The organism is Clostridium sp. CM037 (assembly GCF_055081095.1).
In genome coordinates this window covers 3,539,701-3,554,243 of sequence record NZ_CM143650.1, presented here as the reverse complement: position 1 = coordinate 3,554,243, position 14,543 = coordinate 3,539,701, and the positions used below count along the sequence as shown (strand labels likewise).

The window sequence follows — 14,543 nt, the reverse complement described above, 5'->3', positions numbered from 1 at the left end:
GACAAGGAGGATGAGAATATTGAAAACGATAGGTTTTCCAAGAATGCATAAAGAAATAAATGAGAAAAGAGATTTTTTGCCAGCATTTTTTGATATACTTCAAAAGGAAAAAGTGAAAATATTTCTTGAAGAAGGATATGGTTCGGCTTTAGGTTATACAAAGGAAGATTATTTAAATAAGAATAGCACAATACAATTTGTATCAAATAAAGAATCTTATGAAAAAGATATAGTTGTAGTTTTAAGATCTCCAGAGTTTGAGCAAATTGATTATATGAAAGAAGGAAGTATTTTATTAAGTATGCTCCATTATCCAACTAGAGCTACCAGGGTAGAAAAGCTTAAAGAAAAAGGCATATTTGCTGTTTCTATGGATTCTATTAGAAATGATTTTTCAGAAAGAATTGTTGTAGATTATGAGGGAACTTCAGGAAATGGAATTAATGCAGCATTTACTGAACTGGCAAAAAACTATAAAAATACTTGTATTGAAGAAAGAAAACCTATAATTGTGAGTATAATGGGAATGGGACGGGTTGGTTTAACAGCAGCAAGACTGGCTGGTAAATATGGGAATAACAAAGCAAATGAAGATATACTTAAGGAAAAAACTAAAGGTGTACTTGTTAAGATGCTACCTAGAAATATAACGGATGATAAAAAACATATGATAGAAATTCTAAAAAATACGGATATTTTAGTAGATGCAACTACTAGGGATGATGCAACAGAGTATATTGTCAGCAATGAATTATTAGGATATTTAAAGGAGCATTCTATAATTTTAGATTTAACATCAGATCCTTATTTATCAGATGTTTATCCTATTCAAGTAAAGGCAATAGAAGGTGTACCACATGGAACTCTGGATAAAATTGTTATTTACCCTGCTGATGACGAGTATAGTACTATACCAAAGTGTTTGAAATCACTTAATCAAAGAACAGTAGTAAGTTGTAATGCTTGGCCGGGAGTTAACCCTAGGGGGTGTATGGATTTATATGGTAAACAACTTGTATATATTGTACAAAATCTTATAGGATATTCTGTTGAAAATTTTGATTTATATAATAATGACTATTTTAATAGATCAATATACAGAGGAACTATTGAATGTTTTGAAGAAAGTTTGAACGATTATGGAGATGAAATAGTAGATGTAGTAATATAATCGTAAAGCTGTGAACTTGACTTTCACAGCTTTTACAAGTATATAGGATAAATATCCATCTGAGTTATTTTAATATTGGTTATAATTATAGTATAATAAGGGCTAATATTAGTAACTATTTTTTTAAAACCCAGTAATAATATTATTTTATTGTCTGAAATAATATTTCTATAACTAGTGAATTAATTGCATAGTGTTTATTATTTATGATGAATTCTAGTATTTCAAGTTCACCAGTTCCAGATTATAATAGTATATTATTATTCATATTTTTCCTCACTTTCAAATAGGTATAAACATAGCATTTTAAAATAAATATTTATATTTATATTTATATTTATATTTCAAGCAAAATGTCCATAACTTTACTTTTAAATGTTAAAATAAAGCTTTAAGGAACAAGTTAAATTTAAAAATAGTAAAATAGAATATAAAAGTGAAATTTTCCAGTAAAATATGGTAAACTATATAGTATATAGTAAAATGTTAACAGCATTATTTAGAGGGTGAAGTAAAATTGATATTAAATGGCGGATGGATAGAAACTACAGAAGGTATGCATACATTTATATTGTGGGGCGAGAGTGGAGAAACTAAGTGCACAAGACGAGGTAGAAAGCCTAAAAATGCACTTCCACTATATGAAAAAATGGCTTCAGTTGTAGAATTGCGTAGCAAAACAAATAATTCAGCAATAGATATAAAACATGGGAAATATAAATATGATGCAATAAAAAAGGAACTTCTAAAAAGAGAAATTAGGGGTATTACTTTTAGTAATTTAGATTCATTTAATTTGATTTTGAATATAGAAAGAGACTGTACGAAGCAGATAGAGTTATCAGGGGAAATAAAGTTTTGGATTACAGTGGCAAAGTTTACCGCTGAGCTAATTATAAAGCATAAGTATTTACCCTCTTTAACCATCGATAGAGCAAAGAAAAAAGTGAATTCCCAGTGGAGATGGCACACAAGCGATCCTGAGTATATTGATAAAAAGAAGGTTTTATGTAGTAATATGCCTACAGAGTGTAAGGCATATTTTCATTTAGATGATCAGCAATTCATATACACAAATAGTAATAAACTGGTAAGTAATTTTATGGATTCTATGATTGACAGTATGGTAAGAAGTAGTTGTAACGAAATAAACAAAGATAATGATTACTTAGAGTATGATTTTAATAATTTAAGTAGTACTTGGATGCATTCTCTTTTTTCAGAATTGCCTGAGATACCGATAGACACAAGTGACCAGGTTAAAATGCTAAATGAGTATAAGAAATGGATAGAACCTATAAAAATTAAAAACAGTAATTTTAAATTCCGTACATGTTTCAAAGTTATTCCACCTACAAGAGAAGAGGATTGGACAATTGAATATTTGCTTCAAGCAAAGGATGATCTTAGCCTTGTGCTACCAGCAAAAATGATTTTTGAAGAATCTGTGGATACAATAACCTATTTAAATAAAAAATTTAATAATCCCCAAGAAAGGCTTCTAGAGGATTTAGCAGTTGCATCAAGAGTATTTATTCCTATTGAAAGGAGTCTTTATGATGCAGTACCCATAGAGTGCAAGCTTTCTATGGAGGAAGCCTATTCATTTTTAAGAGAATCAGCTTATTTCTTGAAAGAAAAAGGATTTGGTATTATTGCACCAGCTTGGTGGAAAAAACCTTCAAGGATCTCTGTTAAACTAAAGGATAAAAAGCACATTACAAATACTAATTTAGCAGTAAAGAGTACATTCAATATGGATACTATTCTTGAATATGACTGGAAATTGGCATTAAATGGAGAAGATATAAGTGAGAAGGAATTTGAAAAAATTTCAAATTTGAAAATACCATTTATTCAATTAAGGGGTCAGTGGGTACAGGTTGATATACATCAAATTAAAACACTCTCCAAGATGAAAATGAACAAAGGATTAAATGGGAAGATTCCTGTCGGAGAATTATTAAGACTCAACTTAAGTGATGAGGAGATAATTCCAGGAGTTACTGTTGATAATATAGATAATCAAGAAGCTGTGGGGCATTTTTTTGAGAAATTATTTGATTTGAATAATATAGAAGAAGTTGATATTCCATTAGGATTTAGAGGTACCCTTCGTGAATACCAGAAAAGAGGGTTTTACTGGTTATCTTTTTTGCGAAATCATGGTATAGGGGCATGCCTTGCTGATGATATGGGGCTTGGAAAAACTGTACAAAGTATATGTCTTATGCTTTATGAGAGAGAAAAGGGGTTAACGGATAAACCTACTTTAATAATATGTCCTACGTCTGTTGTGGGAAATTGGGAAAAAGAAATTGAAAAGTTTGCACCTAATCTTAAATCAGCGATTCACCACGGAAATAGTAGGTGGAGTTATGAAACTTTTAGTGAGGAAATACATAAAAATGAGGTTGTTATTACAACCTATGCGCTAATAGTAAGAGATAAGGAGTTATTCCAAAAAGAAGAATGGGCAGGAATTATATTAGATGAAGCTCAAAATATTAAGAATAGCGCGTCCAAACAAACTCAATATATAAAAAAACTTAAAGCGGAATATAAAGTTGCATTAACAGGAACGCCGGTTGAAAATAGACTTTCAGATTTGTGGTCTATTATGGACTTTTTAAATAAAGGATATCTATATAATTGGTCAACATTTAGGAGTGAATTTGCAGTTCCTATAGAGCGGGATGGAGATTCTAAAAAAAGTAATAAACTAAAAAAAATAATTGCTCCATTTGTACTACGAAGACTTAAAACTGACACAAATATTATCAAAGATTTGCCAGAAAAAATAGAGACTAAGGAATATACAGCTTTAACAAAGGAACAGGCTACTTTATATCAAGCTGTGGTAAATGATTGCATAAATAAAATTGATGAATCAGAGGGTATTCAGCGTAGGGGCCTTATTATTTCTTCATTAACAAAGTTCAAGCAAATTTGTAATCACCCTGTGCAATTTTTAAAGGACGATGGCGACATTGAAGGACGCTCTGGAAAACTTGAAAGGCTTCTAGAAATGCTGGAAGTTGTTATAGAAGAAGGGGATAGGTCGCTTGTATTTACGCAGTTTGCAGAAATGGGACATATTTTAAAATCAGAGATCGAGAAAAAACTAGGGGTAAGAACACTATTTTTACATGGTGGAACCAGCAGAAAGAAAAGAGAAGAACTAATTAATATTTTTCAAGATGAGAGTAATGAGCCTATGGTATTTATATTATCTTTAAAGGCTGGTGGACTTGGGTTAAATCTAACGAAGGCTAATCATGTATTTCATTTTGATAGATGGTGGAATCCTGCTGTAGAAAATCAAGCAACGGATAGGGCCTTTAGAATAGGGCAACTTAAGAATGTACATGTTCATAAATTCATATGTATGGGAACATTAGAGGAAAAAATTGATGTTATGCTAGAAAAGAAACAGGCACTTGCTGAAAGTGTAGTTTCGACAAATGAAAACTGGATATCAGAGATGGGCAATGAAGAGCTTTGCGAACTCTTTACATTAGAGCAGGACAACAAAGATTACAATTGATAGATAACATCGAAGGTGATAATTAATAATTGTTACCTAAACATAGACATTGGCAAGGAGGTGGAAACCTGTGGCTGGAAGAATAAGAAATGAATTTGGTAGCAATTGGTGGTCTAAAAAATGGAATAACGCAATTTCGAGCTTTACTATAAGTTCTAGAGTTGACAGTGGACGAGAATATGCAAGAGGTGGAAATGTACTGAGCATAGAAGTTTCAAAGGGGAAAATTGAGGCAGAAGTTCAGGGAAGCAGCTTAACACCTTATAAAGTGAATATGGAGCTTGATTGTTTTTCGGAGCAGCAGTGGGAAAAAATCATGAAGATTATGTCGCAAAAAGCTATATTTTGCGCTAAACTTTTAAATGGAGAAATGCCTGAAAATATAGAGGAAGCTTTTAAAGAAGCCGGAGTTTCTCTTTTTCCTAAAAAACAAATACATTTAGTAACTCAGTGTTCCTGCTCAGACGTTGCAAACCCATGCAAACATATCGCTGCAGTTCATTATATGCTTGGTGTTGAATTTGATAAGGATCCCTTTGTAATTTTGAAACTGAGAGGCATGGATAAAGATGGATTTTTACAAGCTTTGAGAACTTTAAGAAGTGGTAATGAAGGTGAAAAGGTTAAACGTAAAGCAAAAATACACCGTAGGTCAAGGAAAACTATTGAAGATTTAAAAAGAGAATTTGAAAATTTTAATAAAATAGATGATGATGTATTAAACATGACATTTTCTTATGTAACACCCGAAGTTAAGCATGGAGTTATAAAAACATTGGGTATTCCAGACTTTTGCACAAGCACAGATGAGTTTAGGTGCAAAATGGGGATAGCATATACTAGCACTGAAGAGGAGACTAGAAAGTATATACATGAAAAGTGATTAATAATCAGTATCAAATAGGCCCAGCTACAAGGAGATAAATTATATGAAAAAACTTTTAAAGTTAACTAAAGGAAATAGATTATTATATATTACAGCAATAATTTCTATAGCAGTAGCTACTTTCATAGCAATGCTGGAGCCTATGGTTATAAAAGTAACAATAGATTCAATAATAGGAAATAAACCAATGGACGTTCCTTTACCTATGCAAAAATTGGTTAGGTTATTAGGTGGCACAGGTGTGCTTTCGAGAAATCTATGGATATGTGCTTTGGGTCTTGTAATATTAACGTGTATAAGAGGAGTTTTCTTATTCCTAAGAGGGAATCTTTCCGCTCGCGCTGCTGAAAATATTGCAAGAAATATGAGAGTTAAGCTGTATGATCATATTCAGAATTTGCCATATGGATATCATGTAAAAGCAGAAACAGGTGATCTTATTCAAAGATGTACGTCAGATGTAGATACCGTTAGAAAATTCTTTGCGACGCAAATGGTGGAAATAGGAAGAGCGTTTTTTATAGTAACATTTGCAATTTTAATGATGTTATCACTTAATAAAAAAATGACGATTATTGCCATGGTAATAGTACCAATTATATTTATATTTTCATATGTATTCTTTTATAAAATAAAGGACACTTTTGAGCACTCAGATGCACAAGAGGGGGTACTAACCTCAGTGCTTCAAGAAAATTTAAGCGGAGCCCGCGTGGTAAAAGCTTTTGGAAGGCAAAAATTTGAAATTGAAAAATATGAAAAAGAGAATATGAAATATAGAGATTTAAATTTCAAATTAGTAAAGCTACATTCAATTTATTGGTCTACATCAGATATACTTTGTATGACTCAAATTGGTTTGGTTTTAGTATCGGGCATATATTTTGCAGTTAATGGAGAAATAAGTTTGGGCAGTTTGGTGGTATTTAACACATATGAAGGAATGTTATTATGGCCAGTAAGGCAGCTGGGTAGAATTCTTTCAGATATGGGGAAAATGTCAGTTTCTCTTAAGAGAATAACGAATGTTTTTGAAGCGCACGTAGAACAGGAATATGGAAAAGCACTTAAGCCACAAATTAAAGGTGATATAAGCTTTGAAAATGTAAACTTTGAATACGAGGAAGATAATATAATTTTAAGCGATATAACTTTCACAGTAAAGAAAGGCGAAACAGTGGCTATTGTTGGACCAACAGGTTCAGGTAAATCATCGCTAGTGCATCTATTATTAAGACTTTATGACTACAATAGTGGGTCTATAAAGGTTGATGGAGTAGAGCTTAAAGATATTGAAAGAAAGCATATGAGAAGTAATGTTGGAATAGTGCTTCAGGAGCCTTTCCTCTATTCAAGAACTATAAAGGAAAATATCAAAATGGCAAAGATAGACTCTGAAGATATAGAAATCCATGATGCGGCTACGGTAGCTGATGTACATAATGTTATATCTTCTTTTGAAAAGGGGTATGACACTATTGTGGGAGAAAAGGGTGTTACCTTGTCAGGAGGACAAAGGCAAAGGGTCGCCATAGCAAGGACACTTATAAACAATATGCCTATATTGATATTTGATGATTCCCTAAGCGCGGTGGATACTGAAACTGATAGAGTTATAAGGCAGAAACTTAAAAAGAAAAGTGAAAATAATACTACCTTCATAATCTCTCACAGAATTTCTACAGTTATGGCTGCGGATAAAATTATTGTAATAAATCATGGAAAGATTGAAGACATAGGAACCCATGACATACTCATTAAAAAAGATGGTATCTATAAAAGAATATGGGATATACAGACATCGCTAGATTCCATAAAGGTTGAAAAGCAGGTGCTTAATGAGTAAAAGGCAGGTGATATTATGGATAGGATAGATGAAAATAAAGCTACTAAAAAAATAGATATAGGTATATGGAGAAAGCTCTTCAAATACCTTACAGAATTCAAAAATGGACTTATATTTTTGGCTTTCCTAATGGTAGGTGTGGCAGGCGTAGATGTAGTAATGCCACTGCTTACAAGGTATGCTATTGATAATTTTATAGCAAAGAAAACCATAGACGGGCTTGCAATATTTGCATTAGTTTACTTTTGCATAATTGTTTTTCAAGCGTTAAATGTAAGATTATTTATAATGCATGCAGGTAAAATTGAAACGCACTTAGCTTATCATATAAGAAAGCTTGGGTTTAAAAGGCTTCAACAGCTATCTTTTTCATATTATGATAACTCATCAGTGGGATGGCTTATGGCAAGGATGACCTCAGATGTAACAAGGCTTAGTGAAATAATATCCTGGGGATTAATTGATATGGTGTGGGCAATAGTTATGATGATTGGGTTTATAGGAGTAATGCTTTATAATAACGTAAAGCTAACTCTTATAAGTATGAGTGTGGTGCCATTCTTATTTTTAATAGGGATATTTTTTCAAAAAAAAATCTTGAAATCATATAGAAAGGTTAGAAAATTAAATTCACATTTAACTGCGGATTTTAGTGAAGAGGTATCTGGAGCTAAAACTACTAAAACTCTTGTTCGTGAAGAAGAAAACTTAAACGAATTTAAACAAGATGCAGGCAATATGAGAAATTCTTCAGTTAAGGCAGCTATGTTCTCTTCTCTCTTTCTTCCAATTGTTATATCTATGGGAAGCGTAGGAGCAGGTTTTGCTTTATGGCTAGGAGGGGATAGGGTTATATCACAATCGTTATCTTATGGTACTTTTGTAATGTTTATTGCTTATACTGTGCAGTTCTTCGACCCTGTAAGTCAGCTAGCTGGAACCATTGCAGAACTTCAGAATGCTCAAGCATCTGCAGAGAGAATTATAGCTTTAATAGAAACTGAGCCAGATATATGGGATAAGAATGATGTAATTGAAAAGTACGGAGATTTATTTAATGCAAAACAAGAAAACTGGGAAGAAATACATGGAGATATTGAGTTTAAAGATGTGTGCTTTTCCTATAAAAATGGAGAAAAGGTGTTTCAAAACTTTAACCTAAAAGTGAAAAAAGGTGAAACTATAGCATTAGTTGGAGAAACAGGTTCTGGTAAAAGCACTTTAGTAAACCTACTTTGTAGATTTTATGAACCAAGTAGTGGAGAAATATTAATTGATGGAAAAGATTATAGAGAAAGATCACTATTGTGGCTTCAATCTAATGTAGGCTATGTACTTCAAAGCCCACATTTATTTAGTGGAAATATTAGAGATAACATTATATATGGAAAGCTTAATGCAACCTTCGATGAAATTGAAAATGCATCAAAGCTTGTAAATGCTCATGGGTTTATAAGTAAACTAGAAAAAGGCTATGATACGCAGGTTGGTGAAGGGGGAGGGAATCTATCCACAGGAGAGAAACAACTTATTTCCTTTGCTAGAGCTGTTGTAGCAGATCCAGCACTATTTGTTCTTGATGAAGCTACATCATCTATAGATACGGAAACAGAAAGAATGATACAAAATGCCATAGAAAAAGTTTTAAATGGTAGAACTAGTTTTGTGGTTGCCCATAGACTTTCTACCATAGTATCTGCAAATAGAATTCTTGTTATAAGAAATGGAAAGATTACGGAATCAGGAAATCACAGAGAACTACTAAAAAGAAAAGGTTGTTACTATAAACTATATACAAATCAGCTCTTAGAAGATAAGGAAATGGAAAGCAAAACGGTGCTTTCTTAAGAGAAAGCACGGCATAGAAAATTCTGATATAATAAATTATAAATACAAGGGACGGGTAATAACTTTACTAGAAGTTATTACCCGTCCCTATTCTATAGTTTAGTATATTACGTATGAGCTCTTACAAATAATAGTTTATATATTTGAATAAGAATTAGAGGCATAAGGGAGAGTCCATATATCATAGCACGTTGGGTTATTGTTAAAGTAGCTACTTCGAAAACTCCCATAAATGGCTTAAAGCTTAAAACAAATTCTAAAAGCAAATAACCTAATATAGTGGCAATCCATAAATATTTATTTGAGAAAACTCCTATTCTAAATATTGATTCTTGTGACCTAGAGTTAAATCCATGGAGCAGTCTTGATAAACACAGTGTTGCAAAGGCCATTGTGCTTGCAACCATAGTATCACCGGTGGATAATCCTATATGGAACGCTGTCATTGTACATAGTGCAATTAGTAACCCTTCAAGTAGTACTTCTATTGAAAAGGATTTATTTAATATAGGTGAGTTTATATTTCTAGGTTTTTCATCCATTATATTTTTATTATGAGGCTCAAGTCCTATTGCAATAGCTGGAAGGCTATCTGTAACCAAGTTGATAAACAAAAGGTGCACTGGTGCAAAAGGCATTGGAAGCGCTGCAAGTGAAGTATAAAGCACCGAGATTACAGCGGCAGAATTTCCAGATAATAAAAATTTGATTGAATTTTTTATGTTTGAATATATACTTCTGCCATTGGAAATTGCCTTTACAATGGTTGAAAAGTTATCATCCATAAGTACTATAGAAGCAGCATCTTTAGCAACCTCAGTACCCGTTATTCCCATAGCTATACCAATGTCTGCTTGTTTTAAAGCAGGGGCATCATTTACACCATCACCGGTCATTGCCACTACATTTCCTCTTTCTTGCCATGCTCTTACTATTCTTATCTTATGTTCAGGGGATACTCTTGCATATACAGAAATATTTTCTACCTTAGATTTAAGCTCTTCATCATTTAAGGAATCAATTTCATAGCCTTCTATAGCAACAAATCCATTATTTAATATACCTATTTGTTTAGCTATGGCAGAAGCGGTTATTTTATGATCTCCAGTTATCATTACTGGCTTAATGCCAGCCTTGATACATTCTGCAACTGCGACTTTAGATTACGCTCTTGGAGGATCCATCATGGAAATTAGACCTACAAATGTCAAGTCATTTTCATCGCACGTATCAATTGTTTTTCCATTTTCTATTTCTTTATAAGCAAAAGCTAAAACTCTGAGTCCACTTTCAGAAAATTCCCTATTTACCCTTTCAATTTCCGTTTTATCATCATCAGTGAGGGTTTTAACTCCACTTGATGTAACAATAGTTATTGTCCTTAATAAAAGTACATCAAGTGCACCCTTGGTTATCATAAAGGTTTTGTCTTTAAGTTTATTTGCTGTACTCATTAGTTTTCTATCGGAATCAAAGGGTACCTCGAAAGCTCTTGGATAGTCTTTTCTGATATCTAGCTCATCCAAATCGTATAATTCACCTAGGTTTACAAGTGCAACTTCAGTGGGATCACCAATCTCTTTGTCTTTAATAGTTACAGCATCATTACATAATAGCGCCATTAGTACAAGATTCTTTTCCAAAAGATTATCATGGTCAAGTTCATCATGCGACAATACTTTTTCATCAACATATACCTTTTGTACAGTCATTTTATTCTGTGTTAGCGTTCCAGTTTTATCTGAGCATATCACTGAAATGCTTCCCAGGCTTTCAACTGCATGAAGCTTTCTTACAACAGCATTTTCATGAGACATTTTTTGGGTTCCAATGGCAAGAACTATTGTTACTATTGAGCTTAAGGCTTCAGGTATTGCAGCAACAGCAAGAGATACAGCAAACATGAAGGAGTCAATAATTGCATAGTCTCTAAATATATTGAGAGCGAAAATAAGAGTTGATATTGCAAGTATAACAAAGGCAAGTTTTTTACCGAAGTTATCCAAATTAACTTGTAATGGAGTCCTCTTTTCCTTTGCAGTTTCTAAAAGGTTAGCTATTTTACCTAGTTCTGTTTTCATTCCAATAGATGTAACTAAAACAACAGCTCTTCCATAGGTTATAAAACTTCCGGAAAACACCATATTTTTTTTATCACCAATTGATAAATTATCCTCATTTATTATATTTGTTGTTTTTAAAACGCTTTCTGACTCACCTGTTAAAGAACTTTCATTTACCTGAAGACTGTAGTTTTCAATTATTCTTCCATCAGCACTTACATAGTCTCCTGCATCTAAATAGAAGATATCTCCAACCAGCAATTCCTTTGAAGGGATTTCTAGCTTTTGACCATTTCTTAGAACCTTGGCTGTGGGAGAAAAAAGAGCCTGAAGGCTTTTTAAAGATTGTTCTGCTTTAATGTGCTGAACAGTTCCAAGAATCGCATTTATAACAATAACTACAATTATAACAAGTGTACTCTCAAACTTTGAAAGGAAGGCCGATATTATTGCAGCACCTATAAGTATTAATACTAAAAAATCCTTGAACTGATCTAAAAACACCTGTATGTGATTTTTTCTAGCAGCTTCAGTTAATTCATTAAAGCCCTGTTCTTCCCGCCTGTTTTTTATTGCAAGGTCATCTAGTCCTTTGTCATTAACCCCCAGAGTGCTCATCACTTCTTTTGATGTTTGATTATAAAATATTTTCATTATTGTCCCCCTTCTCAAGTAGGATAGTGTAAACACTATCTCTGTTTTATTACTATTAAATGAAAAATAGCTAATAAAAATAGATATAAAACCTATTGATTATAATAACAGGGCAAAATAAAAAAGACTCTACAATTGATAGTTATATCAATTGTAGAGTCTTACTAAACTTTAGAAGTTATCAAAGCCGGGATTTAATCCGTGGTGACGACTTTGAACCTGCTAAAAAAAGCAGGAAGTTACTCCCTCTACATATGTTATTTTGTAACCCGTACATAAGCTTTATACTCATATACTAATATTTTCAAGTGTATTTGTCAACATAAATATATTAAATATTCAATATATATGATTGATTTATGATAATGTCTTACTATACCACATTTGATTATGTCCCAAATATGAAAACATTGTATAATAAACCTCATGACTAGAAATGAGGTGCCGATAATGAGAAAGGTGAATTTAACTATGGAAGAAATAGATAAGTACTCTACTATAAAAAAATTAGTAGAAACAGATGGAAATAAAAAGCGAGCAGCTATAGCTCTCAATTGTTCAGTTAGGCATATTAACAGAATGGTTAAGGGATATAAAGAAAGTGGAAAGGAATTCTTTATTCATGGTAATCGAGGGCGGAAGCCCTCACATGCCCTCACTGTTAATACAAAGCAGTTAATCCTGGATTTATACCGTACCAAATACTCTGAAGCCAATTTTACTCACTTTTCTGAATTACTAAAAAAACATCACAATATAACGGTTTCTACTAGCACTATTCACTCTATCCTTATACAGGATTTCATCCTGTCCCCTAAGGCGAAGCGTGCTACAAGAAAAAGGATCAAGGCAGAATTAAAAGAACTACAAAAAACAACTAATTCTATTAAAGAAATTGCTGAAATTCAAAGTTCCATAATTGCTGCCGAGGATGCACATCCTAGACGTCCAAGATGTGCTTATACAGGTGAAATGCTTCAAATGGATGCTTCGGTACATCTTTGGTTCGGTAATGAAAAAAGTCAGTTGCATATCGCTGTAGATGATGCCACTGGCGCTATTATGGGGGCTTATTTCGATCCACAGGAAACTTTAAACGGATACTATCATGTACTACACCAAGTGCTTACTGACTATGGTATTCCCTACATGTTATTCACTGATAGACGTACTGTATTTGAATATAAACAAAAAAAATCCCCTTCAGTTGAAGAGGACACATTTACACAGTTTAGCTATGCGTGTAAACAATTGGGTATAGAAATTAGAACCAGTAGTGTTGCACAAGCCAAGGGACGCGTAGAAAGAATGTTTCAGACGTTACAATCACGCCTCCCCTTGGAAATGCGACTAGCTGGTATAAACACAATTGAGCAAGCAAACGAATTCTTAAACTCCTACATAAAAGAATTCAATGCTCAGTTTGCATTACCTGTTGATGATATCAAATCTGTCTTTGAAATGCAACCAGATAATGAAAAAATCAACTTAACTCTTGCCGTATTGACTAGTAGGAAGGTAGATAACGGAAGCTGTATCAAATTTAAAAAGAATTACTATTTACCTATAGATTCCAATGGTCATCCTGTACATTATCGCAAAGGAACATCTGGAATGGTAATTCAGGCATTTAGTGACGAGATTTTCTTGTGTGTAGATGAAAAGGTTTATGCGCTAGATTTATTACCAGGGCATAAACTTTCCTCTAAGAACTTTGATTTAGTTGTTCCAAATGACCAACCTAGAAAACGCTACATACCACCAATGAGTCATCCTTGGAAACAAGATTCTTTTGAGCGGTATCTAAATAAACAGGCTCACCGCAGCGATAATGTAGCATAGGAACACTAAAAATCTGTTCATTTTAGATCTTTGAAAAAGACAATCTTCTAAGGTTTATTAAGTGAACCCAAAACATATCTCAATAATAGATTAAGAAACTGGCCAATGGAAGCAAAAGCTAATAAAATCAAATTGACAAAAATAACTGGATTCCCATTCACTAGCTACGCTAATATAAATGGAAGGATTCTTGCATACCCTCAAAAACAATTTTTCAGTTTTAATGACATTTCAGAAGGAGATGCTTTAATGCATCAAAAATTATAAGCCTACGGCTAAAAGATATTTAGGAAAGATTTTAGGAGAAATTTCAAAGTAACTAAATAATCTTATATCCAGTTTGCACAACATGCATTAGGTAATCAAAATCAATGTAAAAGCACCAGAAAAACTGGTGCTAATGTTTTAAATATTTTGGGACATTTTCAAAAATGCTTGACACATAAATATATTAAATATTCAATATATTAAGAGAGGAAGGTAACTGCAAATGTTAATTATGATAAAAATAAGAGAGTGTAAGTACATAATTTTTAATGGCATTTCAGAAGGAAAGTCTCCCACGTCTATAAGCGGGAGTACCTACTATAAGTAGGAGTTACTTACCCTAACAAATAGAAAACTTCAGTCGGAGTATAAATCTCCTTTTGAAGTCGTCAATGCACCTTCTGCGAAGCTGTTGCAGC

Annotated in this window: 7 protein-coding genes and 2 pseudogenes; 7 read left to right on the top strand and 2 right to left on the bottom strand. The window is 32.9% G+C overall.

Translation table 11 applies throughout. The features are described from left to right. Positions 1-19 precede the first annotated feature (19 nt). Positions 20-1,171 carry a Rossmann-fold NAD(P)-binding domain-containing protein gene (locus ACWJKP_RS16995; RefSeq protein WP_165413003.1) on the top strand — a complete coding sequence of 384 codons (1,152 nt, stop codon included), beginning with the start codon at positions 20-22 and terminating at the stop codon, positions 1,169-1,171. Positions 1,172-1,337: 166 nt separating this feature from the next. On the opposite strand, the pseudogene ACWJKP_RS16990 reads toward ACWJKP_RS16995, so the two are convergent. Beyond that, positions 1,338-1,439, bottom strand: a pseudogene (locus ACWJKP_RS16990) (chemotaxis protein CheV); the annotation flags it as partial. Positions 1,440-1,688: 249 nt separating this feature from the next. Between ACWJKP_RS16990 and ACWJKP_RS16985 the strand changes: the two are divergent. From ACWJKP_RS16985 to ACWJKP_RS16970, 4 genes are all read left to right on the top strand, one after another. Further along, positions 1,689-4,718, top strand: a complete 3,030-nt coding sequence (locus ACWJKP_RS16985; RefSeq protein ID WP_165413002.1) for a DEAD/DEAH box helicase — start codon at positions 1,689-1,691, stop codon at positions 4,716-4,718. A 70-nt stretch (positions 4,719-4,788) separates the two neighbouring features. Then, positions 4,789-5,601, top strand: coding sequence for an SWIM zinc finger family protein (locus tag ACWJKP_RS16980; RefSeq protein WP_165413001.1), 813 nt, complete (start codon positions 4,789-4,791; stop codon positions 5,599-5,601). Between the two features lie 46 nt (positions 5,602-5,647). Continuing rightward, positions 5,648-7,450 carry an ABC transporter ATP-binding protein gene (locus ACWJKP_RS16975; protein WP_165413000.1) on the top strand — a complete coding sequence of 601 codons (1,803 nt, stop codon included), beginning with the start codon at positions 5,648-5,650 and terminating at the stop codon, positions 7,448-7,450. A gap of 15 nt (positions 7,451-7,465) precedes the next feature. After that, the gene (locus ACWJKP_RS16970; RefSeq protein WP_165412999.1) at positions 7,466-9,298 is read left to right on the top strand and encodes an ABC transporter ATP-binding protein; all 1,833 of its coding nucleotides are present in this window, start codon (positions 7,466-7,468) and stop codon (positions 9,296-9,298) included. 107 nt (positions 9,299-9,405) lie between these two features. On the opposite strand, the pseudogene ACWJKP_RS16965 reads toward ACWJKP_RS16970, so the two are convergent. Further along, positions 9,406-12,015 (bottom strand): annotated as a pseudogene (locus tag ACWJKP_RS16965) (cation-translocating P-type ATPase). A gap of 471 nt (positions 12,016-12,486) precedes the next feature. On the opposite strand from ACWJKP_RS16965, the gene ACWJKP_RS16960 reads away from it, so the two are divergent. Together ACWJKP_RS16960 and ACWJKP_RS16955 are read left to right on the top strand one after the other, a co-directional pair. Then, the gene (locus ACWJKP_RS16960) at positions 12,487-13,857 is read left to right on the top strand and encodes an ISNCY family transposase (RefSeq protein ID WP_462961669.1); all 1,371 of its coding nucleotides are present in this window, start codon (positions 12,487-12,489) and stop codon (positions 13,855-13,857) included. Positions 13,858-13,962: 105 nt separating this feature from the next. Continuing rightward, on the top strand, positions 13,963-14,124 hold the full coding sequence (locus ACWJKP_RS16955) for a hypothetical protein (RefSeq protein WP_165415094.1): 162 nt from the start codon (positions 13,963-13,965) through the stop codon (positions 14,122-14,124). Positions 14,125-14,543 lie beyond the last annotated feature (419 nt).

Excerpts from the sequence above, each read along its gene's own strand:
- ACWJKP_RS16975 (WP_165413000.1), top strand. The coding sequence starts at position 5,648 with ATGAAAAAACTTTTAAAGTTAACTAAAGGAAATAGATTATTATATATT.
- ACWJKP_RS16970 (WP_165412999.1), top strand. The coding sequence starts at position 7,466 with ATGGATAGGATAGATGAAAATAAAGCTACTAAAAAAATAGATATAGGT.
- ACWJKP_RS16960 (WP_462961669.1), top strand. The coding sequence starts at position 12,487 with ATGGAAGAAATAGATAAGTACTCTACTATAAAAAAATTAGTAGAAACA.
- ACWJKP_RS16955 (WP_165415094.1), top strand. The coding sequence starts at position 13,963 with ATGGAAGCAAAAGCTAATAAAATCAAATTGACAAAAATAACTGGATTC.